Raw genomic sequence first — 17,893 nt, 5'->3', positions numbered from 1 at the left:
CTGACAGGAGAAACGTGGCCAAGGTTCGAGTCCACGAGCTCGCCAAGGAGCTCGGAGTCGAGAGCAAGGAACTGCTCGCGCACCTCAAGGCGCAGGGCGAGTTCGTGAAGTCCGCCAGTTCGACGATCGAAGCGCCCGTCGTGCGCAAGATCAAGGAGAACCCCCCGAAGCCGACGAAGGCCGGTGGCGACGCCGCCGACGTGCCGTCGAGCCCCCCGAAGCCGGCTGGCGGTTCGTCCGCCAAGCCCGGCGCCCCCAAGCCGGGCCCGAAGGCGCCCGCTCCCAAGGCTGCCCCCGCCGATGCCGCACCCGCGGCGCCGTCGAAGCCGGCCGAGAGCGCCACCCCGAAGCCTGCGGCCAAGACCGAGTCGGTCGCTGCCCCGGCAGCACCCGCCGCGGCGACGCCGTCCGCGCCCAAGCCCGCTGCGGCCGCACCGTCGGCACCGAAGCCCGCTGCTGCGCGCCCCGGCCCCAAGCCCGGGCCAGCCGCGAAGCCGGCGAGCACGTCGGGTCCGTCACGTGGCGAGCGTTCGGAGCGCCCCGAGCGTTCTGGCAACCGTCCCGGCCCGCGCCCCGGCGCACCGCGTCCGGGCAACAACCCGTTCAGCTCCAACCAGGGCATGGGCCGTGGTGGCGAGCGTCGTGGCGGCGGTGAGCGTCGCGAGGGCGGCGCACGCCCCGGCAACAACCCGTTCGCGCCGAGCCAGGGCATGCCGCGTCCCGGCGGCAACCGTGGCCCCGCAGGCTCCGGTGGCCCCCGTCCCGCGGGTGCGGCAGGTCCGCGCCCCGGCGGTTCCGCCGGTGCCGGAGGCCCCCGTCCCGGTGGTCCGCGCCCCAACCCGGGCATGATGCCGTCGCAGGCGGCCGTGCCGCGTCCCGGTGAGCGTCCCGCCCGTGGTGGCGGTGGCGGTCGTCCCGGTGCGGGTGGTCGTCCCGGCGGCGGCGGTTTCGCCGGTCGTCCCGGTGGCGGCGGTCGTGGCCCCGGTGGCCGCGGCGGCACCCAGGGTGCGTTCGGTCGCGGTGGCAGCAAGGTGCGCGGCCGCAAGAGCAAGCGCGCGAAGCGTCAAGAGTTCGAGCAGATGCAGGCGCCGTCGATCGGTGGCGTGAGCGTTCCTCGCGGCAACGGTTCGACGATCATCCAGGTGCGTCGCGGTGCGTCGCTGACGGACTTCGCCGACAAGATCGACGCGAACCCCGCATCGCTCGTCACCGTGCTGTTCCACCTCGGTGAGATGGCGACGGCGACGCAGTCGCTGGACGAGGACACGTTCCAGCTGCTCGGCGCCGAGCTCGGCTACGACATCCGTGTCGTCTCCCCGGAGGAGGAGGAGCGCGAGCTCTTCGGCCAGTTCAACATCGACCTCGACGCCGAGGCCGAGGGCGAGAGCGACGACGTGCTCGAGCAGCGTCCGCCGGTCGTCACCGTCATGGGTCACGTCGACCACGGAAAGACGCGCCTGCTCGACGCGATCCGCAACGCGGACGTCGCGCAGGGCGAGGCCGGCGGCATCACCCAGCACATCGGTGCCTACCAGGTCCACAAGGAGCACGAGGGCGTCGACCGTCCGATCACGTTCATCGACACCCCGGGTCACGAGGCGTTCACCGCCATGCGTGCCCGCGGTGCGAAGGTCACCGACATCGCGATCCTCGTGGTCGCCGCCGATGACGGCGTGATGCCGCAGACGATCGAGGCGCTCAACCACGCCCAGGCGGCGAACGTGCCGATCGTCGTCGCGGTCAACAAGATCGACGTCGACGGCGCGAACCCGGCGAAGGTGCGTCAGCAGCTCACCGAGTACAACCTCATCGCCGAGGAGTACGGCGGCGACACGATGTTCGTCGACGTCTCGGCCCGCCAGGGTCAGAACATCGACTCGCTGCTCGAGGCCGTGCTGCTCACCGCCGACGCGGCGCTCGACCTGCGTGCGAACCCGAACAAGGACGCCCGTGGTGTCGCGATCGAGGCCAACCTCGACCGTGGTCGCGGTGCCGTCGCGACGGTTCTCGTGCAGTCCGGTACGTTGCGCGTCGGTGACGCCATCGTCACGGGTCAGGCCTACGGACGCGTTCGCGCCATGCTCGACGAGCACGGCCAGAACGTCGCCGAAGCGGGCCCGAGCCGCCCGGTGCTCGTCACCGGTCTGGCCTCGGTGCCGCGCGCCGGTGACACGTTCATCGTCGCTCCGGACGACCGCACGGCCCGTCAGATCGCCGAGAAGCGTGAAGCGGCCGACCGTCAGGCCTCGCTGGCCAAGGCGCGCAAGCGCATCAGCCTCGAGGACCTCAACGAGCATCTCGCGGCGGGCAAGGTCGAGACCCTCAACCTCATCCTCAAGGGTGACGTGTCGGGTTCGGTCGAAGCCCTCGAGGACGCGTTGCTGCAGATCGACGTGGGCGACGACGTCGACCTGCGGATCATCGACCGTGGTGTCGGCGCGATCACGATGAACAACATCAACCTCGCCGTCGCCTCAGACGCCATCATCGTCGGCTTCAACGTTCGCGCCGAGGGCCAGAACGCGGAGTACGCCGAGAAGGAAGGCGTCGAGATCCGTTACTACTCGGTCATCTACCAGGCGATCGAGGAGATCGAGCTCGCCCTCAAGGGCATGCTCAAGCCGGAGTACGAGGAGCGCGAGACGGGCTCCGCCGAGATCCGCGAGATCTTCCGCTCGTCCAAGTTCGGCAACATCGCCGGATCGATGGTCAGGAGCGGCGAGATCAAGCGTGGCGCCAAGGCGCGCATCACGCGCGACGGTGTCGTCATCGTCGAAGGCCTCGAGATCGCCGGTCTGCGACGCTTCAAGGACGACGTCACCGAGGTCCGCGAGGGCTTCGAGTGCGGTATCAACCTCGGTTCGCACAACGACGTCCAGACGGGCGACCTCATCACCACGTACGAGATGGTGGAGATCCCCCGAGCCTGACGCCTCGCCGTGTCCGAGGCGATGACCTCATCGCCTCGGACACATGGTCGGATGCGACCCCGCTCGAACCCCGAACACCGGGGTTCGGGCGGGGTCGCCGTCGTGTATGGCGTGAGTCAGCCGTGGCACCGGGCCACGGCGCTGCGCGGCGCCATGCGGCATCGGCCGTGCGCGGCAGATCGGGCAGAATGGGGCCCGTGACTCTTGACGCTCCCGTGCTGAACCCCGATGTCTCGACCCCGCCCGACGTGGCGCCGGACGGGCGCCTGCTGCTGCTCGCGCCGTCGTCGAACCGCGTGTACGCGGGGGACGCGGCGCGCCTCAACGCTGCGGAGATCACGCTGCTCGCGGGTGCGCTCGGCATCGAGGCGAGCGTCGAACCCGTCACCGTGGCAGGGGTCGACTACCTCGCCGTCGCCGGTGACGACGACCGGCTCGACCGCGTCGTCTCCGAGGCCAGCGGCGCATTCGCGCTCTTCGGCGCGCGCGACGGGCTGCTGAGCCCGACCCCGCTGGAGCGACGCAGGCTCTACACCGATGACGTCGTCACGATCCAGAAGTACCAGGGCAAGACGAACGAGCAGTTCACGCACCTGCTGCTCAACGTCACCGCGGCGCTGAGCAAGCGTCCCGCACAGCTGCTCGACGGCACGCTGCACGTCCTCGACCCCATGTGCGGGCGCGGCACGACGCTCAACACGTGTCTGCTGCGCGGCCTCGACATCACCGGCGTCGAGGTCGACAAGGGCGACTTCGAGCAGTACCAGACGTTCATCACGACGTGGCTGCGCACGCACCGCCTCAAGCACGAGATCGACGCGACACAGATCCGTCGCAGCGGCCGCACGTACGGTCGCGCCCTCGAGCTAGAGACGGCTCCCAGCAAGGAGGACTGGAAGGCGGGGCGCACCCAGCAGGTGACGTACCTGTCGATGGACACCACCAAGCTGCCGGACGTCATGCGCCGCGCGAGCGTCGACGTCGTCGTCACCGACCTGCCCTACGGTGTGCAGCACGGCAGCCACGGTAGCAATGGCGAGCGGCTCGCCCGTTCACCGTTGCGCCTGCTCGATCGCGCGCTGCCCGGCTGGTACGACGCGCTGCGCACCGGCGGCACGATCGGCCTCGCGTACAACCGTCACGTCGCCGGGCCCGAGGCGATGGCAGAAGCGCTCGAGGCGCACGGCTTCACCGTCGTGCACGGCCACGGCGTGGACGGCCCGACGCAGGGGCACGTCGCCGCGGACGCCTTCCGTCACCGCGTCGACGCCTCGATCGATCGCGACATCGTCGTCGCGCGCAAGGGCTGAGCGGTACATACGGAACACCCTGATCGGTAACGGCCGCGCCCGGCTGCGTCGTCGAGCCGCCGCCTGCGCCCATCGCCTAGGGTTGGGGCAGTTCACTTCAGCATCAGGAGGCATCCATGGCCGACCAGGCCCGCGCCCGCAAGGTCGCCGACCGCATCAAGTCCCTCGTCGCCGAGTACGTCGAGTTCCGTCTCAAGGACGAGCGCGTCGGCTTCCTCACGATCACCGACGTGCGCGTCACCGGCGACCTGCAGAACGCGTCCGTGTTCTACACCGTCTTCGGCAGCGACGAGGAGCGCGCCGCGACGGCCGAAGCGCTCGCCGACAACAAGGGCCGCATCCGCAGCCACGTCGGCAAGGGCCTCGGCATCCGTCTCACGCCGACGCTCGAGTTCATCGCCGACGCGATCCCCGAGGGCGCCGCACACCTCGAGGACGTGCTCGCCCAGACGCGCGCCCGCGACGAGGAACTGGCCCGTAACCGCTCTACCGCCGCCTACGCGGGCGAGGCGGACCCGTACAAGAAGCCGGCCGAACCCGCCGACGAGGCGTGAGCGAGTCCGCTGCCCAGCAGCGCCCCCGCCGCGAGGCGCGTCCGCAGACGCCCGACGGGCTCGTCCTCGTCGACAAGCCCGCCGGATGGACCTCGCACGACGTCGTCGGCCGCATGCGGCGCCTCGCGAACACGCGCCGCGTCGGCCACGCCGGCACACTCGACCCGATGGCGACGGGCGTGCTCGTGCTCGGCGTCAACAAGGCGACGAAGCTGCTGACGTTCCTCGTCGGGTGCGACAAGGAGTACACCGCGACGATTCGCCTCGGCCAGACGACGATCACCGACGACGCGGAGGGCGGCGTCACGGCCTCGACGCCGTTGACGCGCGCGGAGCTGAGCGACGAGGCCCTCGCGGCGGCCGTCGCCTCGCTCAGCGGCGACATCGAGCAGGTGCCGAGCAGCGTCAGCGCGATCAAGGTCGACGGTAAGCGCTCCTACGCCCGCGTGCGTGGGGGAGAGGACGTCGCCCTCGCCGCGCGTTCCGTCACCGTCAGCCGCTTCGAGGTGCTCGACGTGCGTGAGGCGAGCACGGACGACGGCATGCCCGTGGTCGACCTCGACGTCGTCGTCGAGGTGACCTCCGGTACCTACGTGCGCGCCCTCGCGCGCGATCTCGGCGCCGCGCTCGGCGTCGGCGGGCACCTCACAGCGCTGCGGCGCACCCGCGTCGGCGCGTTCACCCTCGAGGATGCGGCGACGCTGGAGACGATCGCCGAGCAGGCCGGGGACGGCGGCGTCCCGCGCGTCATCCCGATGGCGCAGGCCGCGGCGGATTCCTTCGTCGTCCACGATCTCGATGTCGAGGAAGAACGCGCCCTCGGGTACGGCCAGCGGATCGCCTCGGCGCACCGCGGGGAGGAGACGGTCGCGGCGATCGCGCCCGACGGGCGTCTCGCCGCGATCCTCGACGAGCGAGCCGCCACCGCGAAGTCGCGCGTCACCTTCCCGGCCTGAGCCTGCAGGCAGCACGCGCCGCGGTCACCACCCGCGGCGCCCGCGACGCACGCCACGCTCACCCAGGTGCGAAGCTGTCGCACCGGGCGGTAAGGTGACGCTGCAACGCACGACGAGACGAAGGATGGGCGATGAGCCGTCTGACCGGCTGGTGGCACGGGTTCAACGCCCACGAGAAGCGCTCGATCCTCGGCATGGCGGGTTTCGTCGCGCTGCTGCACGTCGTGGGGTGGGGGGTGCTCGCGTTCGTCGTCGAACCGCAGAACCTGCAGATCACCTCGGACGGGCACAAGCAGCTGTTCGGCATCGGCCTCGGCCTCACCGCCTATACCCTCGGCATGCGTCACGCCTTCGACGCCGACCACATCGCGGCCATCGACAACACGACGCGCAAGCTGCTCACCGACCGTCGCGAGAACAAGCCCGTGTCGGTCGGTTTCTGGTTCTCCCTCGGCCACTCGAGCGTCGTGTTCACGATGTGTCTGCTGCTCGCGCTCGGGATCAAGGCCATCGCCGGGCCGGTGAAGGACGACGACTCGACGCTGCACCAGTGGCTCGGCGTCTTCGGCCCGACGGTCTCCGGCGTCTTCCTGTGGGTCATCGGCATCCTCAACCTCATGAGTCTCATCGGCATCGTGCGCGTCTGGCGCGGGGCGCGTGAAGACCGCCTCGACGAGCAAGCGCTCGAGGGGCATCTCGATGGCCGCGGATTCTTCGCCCGCATCCTGCGGGGCGCGACGAAGTCGATCACGAAGCCGGTGCAGATGTACCCGACAGGGTTCCTGTTCGGCCTCGGCTTCGACACGGCCACCGAGATCTCGCTGCTCGTCCTCGCGAGCGGGGCGGCGGCCTTCGCGCTGCCGTGGTACGCGATCCTCACCCTGCCGATCATCTTCGCCGCCGGCATGAGCCTGCTCGACTCGATCGACGGCATCTTCATGTCCCGCGCCTACGAATGGGCCTTCGCCAAACCGCTGCGACGGCTCTACTACAACGCGACCGTGACGGGCCTGTCGGTGTTCGTCGCCCTCGTCATCGGCACGATCGAACTGGCCGGCGTCGTGAGCGACAAGTGGAACATCACGAGCGGCCCGGTCGCCTGGCTGGGTTCGATCCCGCTCGACTCGGTCGGGTACGTCATCGTCGCGCTCTTCGTGCTGACGTGGGCCGGCGCGCTCGCCGTGTGGCGTCTCGCACGCATGGACGAGCGAGAGCTGTCCACGGGCGGATAAGGTGGCGTCGTGCTGCGCCTGACTGACCCCCACGACCTGCCCGCCGACTTCGGGCCCACCGTCGTCACACTCGGAAACTTCGACGGCGTCCACCGCGGCCACGCCGCCGTGATGCAGCGCGTCGCGGAAGAGGCTCACGCCCGTGGGCTCAAGAGCGTCGCCGTGACGTTCGAGCCGCACCCCCTCGCCGTCCTCGCGCCCGACAAGGCGCCCGAGATGCTGACGGGCATGAAGGACCGGCTGTTCCTGCTCGAACAGCTCGGCCTCGACGCCGTCGTCGTCATGCCGTTCACCCGCGAGCTCGCCGCGCAGACGCCGCGCGAGTTCGTCGAGGCGACGTTCGTCGACGCCCTGCATGCGCGCTGCGTCGTCGTCGGCAAGGACACCCGCTTCGGCGTGAAGAACTCCGGCGACATCACGACGCTGAGCGAGCTGGGGGGCGAGTTCGGCTTCGACGTCATCGCCCTCGACGACGTCGGCCCGGGCGTGCGCTGGTCCTCCTCGCAGGTGCGCGAACTCATCGCGGGCGGCAAGGTCGATGAGGCCGCCGAGGTACTCGGGCGCAACCACTGCGTCGTCGGGGAGGTCGTCAAGGGCTTCCAGCGCGGGCGCGAACTCGGTTTCCCGACGGCCAACCTCGCGCGGGACGCCGAGGGCGTCGTCCCCGCTGACGGTGTGTACGCGGGGTGGCTGGTGCGTCGCTCGCTCGCCCAGGACGACCCCGAATACCGCTTGCCCGCCGCCATCAGCGTCGGCACGAACCCGACGTTCGACATCCCCGAGCGCACGGTCGAGGCGTACGTCCTCGACCGCACCGACCTCGACCTGTACGGCGAGATCGTCGCCGTCGAGTTCGTGCAGCACCTGCGCGGCAACGTGAAATTCGACTCGATCGAGGCACTGATCGAGCAGATGACGCGCGACGTCGAGGCGGCACGCGACCTGCTCGCGCCTGCGTGAACGCAGCGCGACGCGAGCCGCGACGCGTCCTCGCCGACCTCGCACGCCTCGACCTCGGCCTGCTGACGGCGGCGGCCGGCCTCACCGTCATCGGCATCCTGCTGACGTGGTCGGCCACCGCACACGTCTCCGGCACCGCCTTCGCCGTGCGCGGCGTCATCAACGCCGTCATCGGAGTGGGCCTCGCGGCGCTCATCATGCGCCTCGATCCGCGGACGTTGCGCGCGCTCGCCCCGGCGATCTACCTCGTCGCGTTGCTCGCCCTCCTCGCCGTCCTGACACCGCTCGGCAGCACGATCAACGGTTCGCGCTCGTGGATCGAAGTGCCCGGCTTCTCGATCCAGCCGTCGGAGATGGCGAAGGTCGCGCTCGCAGTGGCGCTCGCGTCCGTCCTCGCCGACCGCGACGACCCGCGCCCCCTCGGCCTGCGGCAGCTGCGGTTGCCGCTCGCCGTCGTCGCCGCGCCCCTGGCGCTCATCATGCTGCAACCCGACTTCGGCTCAGCCGTCGTCCTCACCCTGCTCGCGGTCTCGGCGCTGCTCGTCCCCGGGGTGCGACGGCGGGTGCTGCTCGGCGCAGGCACCGCGCTCGCGGGAGTCGTCGCCGTCGCCCTGTTCACCCCCGTGCTCGCGCCGTATCAGCGCGACCGGCTGCTCGCGTTCGTCGACCCCACCGCCGACCCGAGTGGCATCGGCTACCAGGTGGCGCAGGTCAAGACGGCCATCGGTTCCGGGGGGTTGTTCGGTGAGGGCTTGTTCGAGGGACGCTCGACGCAGGGCGGGTTCATCCCGTTCCAGTACACCGACTTCGTATTCTCCGTCGCGGGGGAGGAGCTCGGGTTCGTCGGGGCCGTGGGCGTCGTCGCGCTGGAGCTGTTCGTCGTCGTCCGCATGCTGCACGTGGCGCGCCGCTCGGAGGACGATTTCGCGCGCCTCGTCTGCGTCGCGCTCGCCGGATGGTTCCTCGTCCAGACGCTCGAGAACCTCGGGATGAACCTCGGTCTCATGCCCGTCACGGGGGTGCCGCTGCCTTTCGTCTCGTACGGTGGATCGAGCATGTTTTCGTGCTGGGCCGCCATCGGGCTCGTCGGAAACGTCCAAATGACCCGCCGCTCTCGCCTAGGGTGAGGGCTACACCTAAGAAAACTGGCGAGTAACCACTCTGCCGAGTTGCGACTGGAGGCGCCTACCCATGGTCATGAACATCGCCGACGAGAAGTTCGAGCGCGATCTCATCGACAACCGAGCCCGCAGCGTCGCGCATCTGTTCATCGACCGCGTCGCGAAGTCCGGCCAGGACGAGGCGTACCGCTTCCCGCAGGGCGGCGCCTGGAAGTCGATGACGTGGGCGCAGACCGACACGCACGCCCGTCAGATCGCGGCGGGCCTCGTCGCGCTCGGCGTGGACGCTGAGGACCGCGTCGCCATCGCCTCCTCGACCCGCCTGGAGTGGGTCCTCGCGGACCTGGGCAACATGCTCGCCGGCGCGGCGACGACGACCGTGTACCCGACGAGCCAGCTCGCCGACGTCGTCCACATCCTCACCGACTCGGGCTCGCGCGTCGTGTTCGCCGAGGACACCGATCAGGTCGAGAAGCTGCGTAGCGGGCGCGAGCAGATCCCCGACGTCGTCAAGGTCGTCGTCTTCGACGGCGAGGGTGACGGCGAGTGGGTCATGACGCTCGACGAGCTGCGCGAGCTCGGCCGCACCCGTCTCGAGGAGACGCCCGACGTCATCGACGACCGCGTCGCCGGCATCAAGCCGCAGCACCTCGCGACCCTCATCTACACCTCGGGCACGACGGGCAAGGCGAAGGGTGTGCGCCTGTCGCACGACTGCTGGACGTACGAGGCGTCCGCCGTCGACTCGACCGGTCTGCTCAACGCGGGTGACGTGCAGTACCTGTGGCTGCCCTTGTCGCACGTGTTCGGCAAGATGCTGCTGTGCCTGCCGATCCAGGTCGGTTTCCCGACGGTCGTCGACGGTCGCGTCGACAAGATCATCGACAACCTGCCCGAGACGCAGCCGACGTGGATGGGCGCCGCGCCGCGCATCTTCGAGAAGGTGTACGGCAAGATCAACACGATGATGGAGGCCGACGGCGGCGCGAAACTCAAGCTGTACCGCTGGGCCGTGGAGGTCGGCACGAAGGTGGCCCACGAGCGCGCCGACGGCCGCGAGCCGTCCGGGCGTCTCGCGATCGAGTACAAGTTGGCCGACAAGATCATCCTGTCGAAGATCCGCGCCCGCTTCGGCGGTCACGTGCGCTACTTCATCTCCGGTTCGGCGGCGCTCAACAAGGACATCGCGCTGTGGTTCTCCGCGATCGGTCTGCCGATCCTCGAGGGCTACGGCCTGTCGGAGTCGTCGGCGGCGGCGAGCGTCAACCGTCCCTACCTCGGCGCGAACCAGGTCGGCACCGTCGGTTGGCCGCTGCCGGGCACCGAGTTCAAGCTCGGTGAGGACGACGAACTGCTCGTCAAGGGTCCCGGCGTCATGCAGGGCTACTGGAACCTCGAGCGCGAGACCGCCGAGGTGCTGACGGACGGCTGGTTCCACACCGGTGACATCGGTGAGATCGCCGAGTCGGGCCACATCCGCATCACCGACCGCAAGAAAGATCTGTTCAAGACCTCGAACGGCAAGTACGTCTCGCCCGGCGCCATCGAGGCGATGTTCAAGGGCGTGTGCCCCTACGCCTCGAACCTCGTCGTCGAGGGCGATGGCCGCAAGTTCGTCTCCGCGATCATCACGCTCGACGAGGACGCCATCGCCGAGTGGGCCGAGAAGAACGGCATGGCCGGCAAGAGCTACCGCGACGTCGTGACGAGCGACGCGTGCCGGGAGATGGTGCAGGGCTACGTCGACGAGATGAACCTGCGGCTCAACCGCTGGGAGCAGATCAAGCGTTTCATCATCCTGCCGCGCGACCTGTCGGTCGAGGAGGGTGAGATCACCCCCAGCATGAAGATCAAGCGCCGCGTCGTCGTCAAGAAGTTCAAGGACGACCTCGACGAGCTCTACACCGACTGACGCCCGCCCGCCGCGCGGGCCGACGAACGGGGCATTCGAGCCGATGACGCTCGGGTGCCCCGTTCGCGTGCCCGCACGCGCGCCGAGTCCGCGCAGGTCACGTGTGCCTCAGGTCATCACCACCCTTCGTCTCGCGATAATGTGAGGGGCGTCAAGTCCCTTTGCCGCTTACATCGGCTCGCACTCAGCGATCGGAGGTTGTCCATGTCCAGTGCCCAGCTGCTCACGTCCACCCGTGAGGTCAAGGCCGTCGTCGGGGAGCCCGAGGTCGTCGAGGACACCACCGCGTGGAGCGAGCTCAAGGCCGCATGCGAGGCCATCGCCGCCATGCAGGTCAAGGACGGCTCTCTCGCCCCCGAGGCTGACGCCGGCGCCGCAGGCGCCGAGCTCGAGCGCGCCGTGACGGCGATCGAGGCGCTCGCGCCGTCGTTCCCGCACGACGCCGCCTACCTCGACGCGCTCGTCGTCGACCTGCGCCGGTGGGCCGACGACGGTTTCGGCGTGCCCGACTTCCTCGACTCGCTCGTCGCATTCGACCCGCAGAACCAGCGCGAGGACGGCGTTCGCCACCTCGTCGTGTTCCCGATGTACACCCAGAACGGTTCGCCGAACCGTCACCTCGAGGCCGTCCTCGTCGAGGTGATCTGGCCGGAGTTCATCGACACCCTCGAGCGCGAGTACGAGAACCCGCTGTTCGTGCCGCTGCGCTTCGTCGACTTCACCTCCGGCTACGACACGAACTCGGCCGTGCTGTTCCCCGAGACCGTCGCGACGCGTGAGACGCCCGTCTTCACCTGGGGTGCGATCTTCCAGGATCGTGAGGCAGCGCGCTACCGGCGCGTCGTCAGTGAAGCCGCGCGCATCACGAAGCTCGAATTGCCGAGCGGGGCGCAGGCGATGCTCGAGGATCAGTCGCTCACCGAGGCGACCTTCATCATGTGGGATCTCATCCACGACCGCAGCCACATGCGCGGCGATCTCCCGTTCGACCCGTTCATGATCAAGCAGCGCATGCCGTACTTCCTCTACTCGCTCGAGGAGTTGCGCTGCGACCTCACGGCGTTCCGTCACTGCGTCGACCTCGAGCGTCGTCTCGGCGAGCGCGTCGTCGCGGGGGAGAACCTGACCGCCGTGGAGCGTGACACGCTGACGCATGCGCGCGGCGTGCAGTACGCCGTCCTGCTCGATCGGATCTTCCGGTTCGCGCTCACCGGCGGCCGTGTGCGCAACTACGACGGTCTCGGCGGGCAGCTGCTGTTCGCGTGGCTGCACCAGCGTGGCGTGATGAACTGGACGGACTCGAAGCTCACCGTCGAGTGGTCGCGCCTGCCTGCCTGCATCATCGAACTCGCCGACGCCGTCGACGAGCTGTACTGGCGCTCGATCGACCGCCCCAAGGTCGCGCACTGGCTCGCGGCGTACGAGCTGATCCGTTCCGTCCTGACGCCGCACCCGGCGTCGGTGTGGGCGCGCGGGCTGCCCGACGAGGTGCTCGCGGGGCCGCCGAAGGGCTACACCGACGCGGTGCGCGACGACGAGTTCCCGCTGTCGATGTTCTTCGAGGCGCTCGAGCGCAAGATGGCGCCCGTCATCGCTTCGACGCGAGGGATCACGGGCCGCGATGACTGAGGAGACGACGATGAACCACGAACCGTTCGAGGCGCTGCACGACACCGCGCGGCGCGACTTCGCGTCCGACAACTACGCGGGGATGCACCCCCGCGTCGTCGAGGCGCTCGCCGCGGCCAACGGTGGCCACCAGGGCGCCTACGGTGCGGACGACTACACGCAGCGGCTGCAGGAGGTCGTGCGGGGCCACTTCGGTGACGACGCGATCGCCTACCCGGTCTTCAACGGCACGGGCGCGAACGTCCTCGCGCTGCAGTCGATGCTGCCGCGCTGGGGCGCCGTCATCGCCGCGAGCACGGCGCACATTCACGTCGACGAGGGTGGCGCGCCGGAGCGCACCGGCGGGCTCAAGCTGCTCACGGTCGAGACGGAGGACGGCAAGCTCACCCCAGAACTCATCGACCGCGAGGCATGGGGTTTCGGGGACGAGCACCGCGCCCAGGCTGGCGTCGTGTCGATCACGCAGTCGAGCGAGCTGGGCACGCTCTACACGCCCGACGAGATCGCCGTGATCGCCGAGCACTCGCACCGATTGGGGCTGAAGGTGCACCTCGACGGCGCGCGGTTGTCGAACGCGGCCGCCGCGCTGGAGGTGCCGCTGCGCGCCATCACGACGGACGCCGGCGTCGACGCCATCAGCCTCGGTGGCACGAAGAACGGCGCTATGCTCGCCGAGGCCGTCGTGGCGCTGACGCCCGAGGCGTGTGCGGGGCTCGGGTTCTCGCGCAAGTTCCTCATGCAGCTGACGTCGAAGATGCGCTTCGTCTCCGCGCAGTTGCTCGCGCTCTACGACGGTGAGCTGTGGCGCGAGAACGCGACGCAGGCCAACGCTGCGGCGCGGCGCCTGCGGGCCGGGATCGAGGCCGAGCAGGCGCGCGGTGCGCTCGGTGAGGTCGCGTTCACGCAGCCGACGCAGGTCAACGCCGTCTTCGCGACGCTGCCGACCGACGTCGCGAACCGACTGCGCGAGAGCTACCGGTTCTACGACTGGGACGAGGTGCGCGGCGAGGTGCGCTGGATGTGCTCGTTCGACACCCGCGACGAGGACGTCGACGCGTTCGTCGCCGCGCTCGTGGCGGCGTCACGCCGTGGAGGTGAGACGGGCAGCGCCTGAGCGGGCGCGCCGGCGACGATTGGGCGCTCGTCCTGGGCCGAACTACCCTGGTGGACATGTCTGGTGAGTCTGTCTTCCATGATCTCGAGCCGCTGCTGGAGCAGGTGAACAAGCCGATCCAGTACGTCGGTGGCGAGCTCAACGCCCAGGTCAAGGACTGGAACTGCGGCGGCTACGGCCCCGACGGGCAGGAGCTGACGACGCGCTGGGCCCTCATGTACCCCGACGCCTACGAGGTCGGCGTGCCCAACCAGGGCGTCATGATCCTGTACGAAGTGCTCAACGAGCGTGACGACGCGCTCGCCGAGCGCACCTACTCCATGTGGCCGGACATGGAGGCGAAGATGCGTGAGGCGGGCGTGCCGCAGTTCACCGTCGACGGCCACCGCAGCGTGCGCGACTTCGACGTGCTCGGCATGTCGTTCTCGACCGAACTCGGATACACGAACATGCTGACGGCGCTCGACCTCGGCGGAATCCCCCTGCACGCCGACGAGCGCACGATCGACGACCCGATCGTCCTCGCTGGCGGGCACTCGGCGTTCAACCCCGAGCCGATCGCCGACTTCATCGACGCCGCCGTCATCGGTGACGGCGAAGAGGCCGTCCTGCTCATCACCGACATCATCAAGGAGTGGAAGCTCGCCGAGCGCCCCGGCGGGCGTCGCGGGCTGCTGCTCGAACTCGCGCGCACGGGCAGCGTCTACGTGCCGTCGATGTACGAGGTCGACTACCTGCCCGACGGGCGCATCCAGCGTGTCGTGCTGAGCGAGGAGGCGCACGGTGTGCCGTGGCGCGTCGCGAAGCACACCGTCATGGATCTCGACGAGTGGCCTTACCCGAAGCAGCCGCTCGTGCCGATGGCCGAGTCCGTCCACGAGCGGATGAGCGTCGAGATCTTCCGCGGCTGCACGCGTGGTTGCCGTTTCTGCCAGGCCGGCATGATCACGCGCCCCGTGCGCGAGCGTTCGATCACCGGCATCGGCGAGATGGTCGAGAAGGGCCTCGCCGCGACCGGCTTCGAGGAGGTGGGCCTGCTCTCGCTGAGCTCCGCCGACCACACCGAGATCGCCGAGATCTCCAAGGGCCTCGCCGACCGCTACGAGGGCACGCAGACGGGTCTGTCGCTGCCGTCGACGCGCGTCGACGCGTTCAACATCGACCTCGCCAACGAGCTGACGCGCAACGGCCGCCGCTCGGGTCTGACGTTCGCGCCTGAGGGCGGCAGCGAGCGCATCCGCAAGGTCATCAACAAGATGGTCTCCGAGGACGACCTCATCAACACCGTCGCCGCCGCATACGGCGCGGGCTGGCGTCAGGTGAAGCTGTACTTCATGTGCGGCCTGCCCACCGAGACCGACGAGGACGTCCTGCAGATCGCCGACATGGCGCGCCGCGTCATCGAGACCGGGCGCCAGGTGAGCGGCCGCAAGGACATCCGCTGCACCGTCTCCATCGGCGGGTTCGTACCGAAGCCGCACACGCCGTTCCAGTGGTGCGCTCAGCTGTCGGCCGAGGCCACGGACGAGCGGCTCAAGAAGCTCAAGGACGCCATCCGAGCCGACAAGAAGTTCGGTTCGAGCATCGGCATGCGCTACCACGACGGCAAGCCCGGCATCGTCGAGGGCCTGCTGAGCCGCGGCGACCGCCGCGTCGGCGCCGTCATCGAGGCCGTGTGGCGTGACGGCGGCCGCTTCGACGGCTGGAGCGAGCACTTCAGCTACGAGCGTTGGATGGGGCAGGCTGACGCGGTCTTCGCCGCCTCCGAGCACCCGATCGACGTCGACTGGTACACGACGCGTGAGCGCGGCGAGCTCGAGGTGCTGCCCTGGGATCACCTCGACTCCGGTCTCGACAAGGACTGGCTGTGGCAGGACTGGCAGGATGCCCTCTCCGAGGAAGAAGTCGACGACTGCCGCTGGACGCCGTGCTTCGACTGCGGCGTGTGCCCGCAGATGGACACCGACATCCAGATCGGCCCCACGGGCAAGACGCTGCTGCCGCTCACCGTCCTCGGTGAGGGTGCGAAGAAGTTGGCCGCCGCCGACCACGCGCACTGACGTGGGCGCGGCGTCATGACGATGCGACTCGTCTCGACGGGGCGCCGGTGAGACGCCGATGAGCCCACGACGTGCTCGCCGCGGCGTCCACAGGCGCGATGCGCGCGTCGACATGCTGCGCGGGCTCGCCCTCGTGTCGATGTTCGTCGCCTACTGCGCCCCGGACGACGGCCCGTTCCGACTGGCGGCGTTGACCGAGTTCGCGACGGCGCCGTTGTTCGCGCTTCTCATCGGCATCAGCGCGATGCTCGCGGACCGGGGCAACGCCGGGCTGACCGTCTCGTTCGTCCGGGCCGGGGTGCGCGCGGCCGTGCTCGTCGCGCTCGGGTTGTGGATCGAGCCGTGGGGTGCGCAGGTCGACGTCGTCCTCGTCTACCTCGCCCTGCCGACGCTGCTCGCGCCCCTGCTGGCGCGGCTGCCCGACACGGTGCTGCTCGGGATCGCCACGATGTCGTGGGCTGCCGCACCCGCCCTGCTGAGCTGGGGCCGCACCCGCAGCACCGAGGCTCTCGTCGCCGGCGACGACGTGGGCCACCGTTTGTGGGACGTCGTGGTCGCGGGACCGCACTACCGCCTGACGACGCTGCTCGTCTTCACCTGCCTCGGCATCGTGCTGTGGCGCTGGACGCGCGCCGTCCCCGCGTGGAGCGCGGGCCTGGCGGGCCTGGTCGCACTCGCAGGGGCCGCGTTGCTCATGGCGGCGAAGACGTCGGGGCGCCTCGCGTTCGAACCGTACGACGGCAGTCACCTCGAGATCGTGCTCGAGGCGCTGCTCGTCGGGGGATTCGCGCTCGCCTGGTTCGCCGTCGTGCCGGAGCGCTTCTGCCTGCCGGCGCTCGCCGCCGCGGGGTCGATGACGTTGAGTGTCTACGTCCTGCAGATCGCCTACCTCGCCTGGTACGTGCGTGAGCTGCATCCCGGCGAACGCGACGACGCGTGGGGCAACGTCGGCGTCCTGTGCGTCGGCGCCCTCGTGTTGCCGATGGCGTGGCGCTCGTTGGTCTCGCGCGAACCGTGGTCGCGTGGGCCCCTCGAGGGCGCGACGGCCGCCGTCACCCGCGGCATCCGCTGAATCGCGTGCCTCGTCGTGCCGGCGAGCCGAGTGACGGTGCGGTGATCCGCGTGCCCTTGCGTCGACGGTAGGATCGTGCTCGTGGCACGTCAGCGAGTTCCCGAAGGTCCGCCCCCCGCACCCGCCGTCCAGAAGGTCTCGGTGAGGTACGCCAAGCGCGGACGTCTGCGTTTCTCCTCGACGCGTGACTTCCAGCGCGCCCTCGAGCGTGCCGTGCGTCGCGCGGGGGTGCCGATGGCGTTCTCCGCCGGCTTCCACCCGCACCCGCGTATCTCGTACGCGAACGCCGCGCCGACGGGGGCCGCCTCCGAAGCCGAGTACTTCCAGCTGCAGTTGTCGCAGCAGTGCGACCTCGAGGCGCTGCGCGCAGCGCTCGACGAATCGTTGCCGCAGGACATGGCCGTGCTGCGCGTCGTCGAGGCCGCACCCGGAGCGCTCGCCGACCTGCTCCAGGCCAGCGTGTGGCAGCTCGACTTCGAAGGCGTCACGCTCGAGACAATCACCGACGCCGTGGCGACGTTCATGGATCGCGCCGAGCTGCTCGTCACCCGCATGACGAAGTCGGGTGCGCGCGAGTTCGACGTGCGTCAGGCCGTCCTCGCCTCCGACGTCGTGCTCGTGCGCGCCGGCGATGCCGACGGACGTGACCTCGTGCGCTGGACGATGACGATCCAGCACACGACGCCCGCGGTGCGCCCCATCGACGTCATGACCGGTCTCACCGAGCTGACGGGCCTGCAGGTGCCGCGTTCGCCGCTCATGACGCGTCTCGCACAGGGCATTCTCGAAGCCGACGGCCGCGTCAGCGACCCGTTCGACGCCTGAAAAGCGCCGTCCGACGGACTCGTGGGTCGCCGCATTCGTGGGGCAGGCCCGGCGTGGGTGAGGCATGCGACGCCACGTGGACACGAGGGTGCCGACCTGCCGACACTCGTGGGGTGACTGTGCGATAATGCGGGTGGAACGTGCAGGTCTCACAGAGCCTGCCGCTCCCGCAGAACCTTCCGACCGCGCCGTCGGAGCGCAGGTGATGCGGCGCGAGC

13 protein-coding genes are annotated in these 17,893 nt (G+C 69.7%); all 13 read left to right on the top strand.

Annotation, left to right across the window (positions count from 1 at the left end; genetic code table 11):
- The first annotated feature begins 14 nt into the window (after positions 1 to 14).
- The 13 genes from infB (at position 15) to J4Z35_RS03330 (ending at position 17,675) form a co-directional block, all read left to right on the top strand.
- On the top strand, positions 15 to 2,930 hold the full coding sequence (gene infB / locus J4Z35_RS03390) for a translation initiation factor IF-2 (RefSeq protein WP_074039839.1): 2,916 nt from the start codon (positions 15 to 17) through the stop codon (positions 2,928 to 2,930).
- Positions 2,931 to 3,127: 197 nt separating this feature from the next.
- Positions 3,128 to 4,240, top strand: a complete 1,113-nt coding sequence (locus J4Z35_RS14675; RefSeq protein WP_208065348.1) for a hypothetical protein — start codon at positions 3,128 to 3,130, stop codon at positions 4,238 to 4,240.
- Between the two features lie 116 nt (positions 4,241 to 4,356).
- The gene (gene rbfA / locus J4Z35_RS03380) at positions 4,357 to 4,794 is read left to right on the top strand and encodes a 30S ribosome-binding factor RbfA (protein WP_006943469.1); all 438 of its coding nucleotides are present in this window, start codon (positions 4,357 to 4,359) and stop codon (positions 4,792 to 4,794) included.
- Positions 4,791 to 5,750, top strand: a complete 960-nt coding sequence (truB, locus tag J4Z35_RS03375) for a tRNA pseudouridine(55) synthase TruB (protein WP_074039840.1) — start codon at positions 4,791 to 4,793, stop codon at positions 5,748 to 5,750. The genes rbfA and truB overlap by 4 nt, the downstream gene beginning before the upstream one ends.
- A gap of 131 nt (positions 5,751 to 5,881) precedes the next feature.
- Positions 5,882 to 6,982, top strand: a complete 1,101-nt coding sequence (locus tag J4Z35_RS03370) for a HoxN/HupN/NixA family nickel/cobalt transporter (protein ID WP_074039841.1) — start codon at positions 5,882 to 5,884, stop codon at positions 6,980 to 6,982.
- A gap of 9 nt (positions 6,983 to 6,991) precedes the next feature.
- Positions 6,992 to 7,942 (top strand): bifunctional riboflavin kinase/FAD synthetase, encoded by a 951-nt coding sequence (locus J4Z35_RS03365; RefSeq protein WP_074039843.1) that lies wholly within the window; start codon positions 6,992 to 6,994, stop codon positions 7,940 to 7,942.
- Positions 7,939 to 9,069 (top strand): rod shape-determining protein RodA, encoded by a 1,131-nt coding sequence (gene rodA, locus J4Z35_RS03360; RefSeq protein ID WP_074039845.1) that lies wholly within the window; start codon positions 7,939 to 7,941, stop codon positions 9,067 to 9,069. The genes J4Z35_RS03365 and rodA overlap by 4 nt, the downstream gene beginning before the upstream one ends.
- A gap of 64 nt (positions 9,070 to 9,133) precedes the next feature.
- Positions 9,134 to 10,975 (top strand): long-chain fatty acid--CoA ligase, encoded by a 1,842-nt coding sequence (locus tag J4Z35_RS03355; RefSeq protein ID WP_074039846.1) that lies wholly within the window; start codon positions 9,134 to 9,136, stop codon positions 10,973 to 10,975.
- Positions 10,976 to 11,179: 204 nt separating this feature from the next.
- A complete protein-coding gene (locus J4Z35_RS03350) occupies positions 11,180 to 12,604 on the top strand; it encodes a DUF6421 family protein (RefSeq protein WP_144707475.1) in 1,425 nt (474 codons plus the stop codon).
- Positions 12,605 to 12,614: 10 nt separating this feature from the next.
- Complete coding sequence (locus J4Z35_RS03345; RefSeq protein WP_144707474.1) at positions 12,615 to 13,718, top strand: beta-eliminating lyase-related protein; 1,104 nt, start codon at positions 12,615 to 12,617, stop codon at positions 13,716 to 13,718.
- Positions 13,719 to 13,774: 56 nt separating this feature from the next.
- Positions 13,775 to 15,778 (top strand): TIGR03960 family B12-binding radical SAM protein, encoded by a 2,004-nt coding sequence (locus J4Z35_RS03340; RefSeq protein WP_074039973.1) that lies wholly within the window; start codon positions 13,775 to 13,777, stop codon positions 15,776 to 15,778.
- Between the two features lie 58 nt (positions 15,779 to 15,836).
- On the top strand, positions 15,837 to 16,850 hold the full coding sequence (locus J4Z35_RS03335) for a hypothetical protein (RefSeq protein WP_074045575.1): 1,014 nt from the start codon (positions 15,837 to 15,839) through the stop codon (positions 16,848 to 16,850).
- 75 nt (positions 16,851 to 16,925) lie between these two features.
- Entirely contained in the window at positions 16,926 to 17,675 is a 750-nt protein-coding gene (locus J4Z35_RS03330; RefSeq protein ID WP_208065347.1) for a TIGR03936 family radical SAM-associated protein, read from the top strand.
- The last annotated feature ends 218 nt before the right edge of the window (positions 17,676 to 17,893 follow it).

This window comes from Dermacoccus sp. NHGro5, from assembly GCF_017565385.1.
In the GTDB taxonomy this organism is placed as follows: domain Bacteria; phylum Actinomycetota; class Actinomycetes; order Actinomycetales; family Dermatophilaceae; genus Dermacoccus; species Dermacoccus nishinomiyaensis.
The sequence above is the reverse complement of the archived record's forward strand: the minus strand, read 5'-3'. Positions and strand labels throughout refer to the sequence as shown.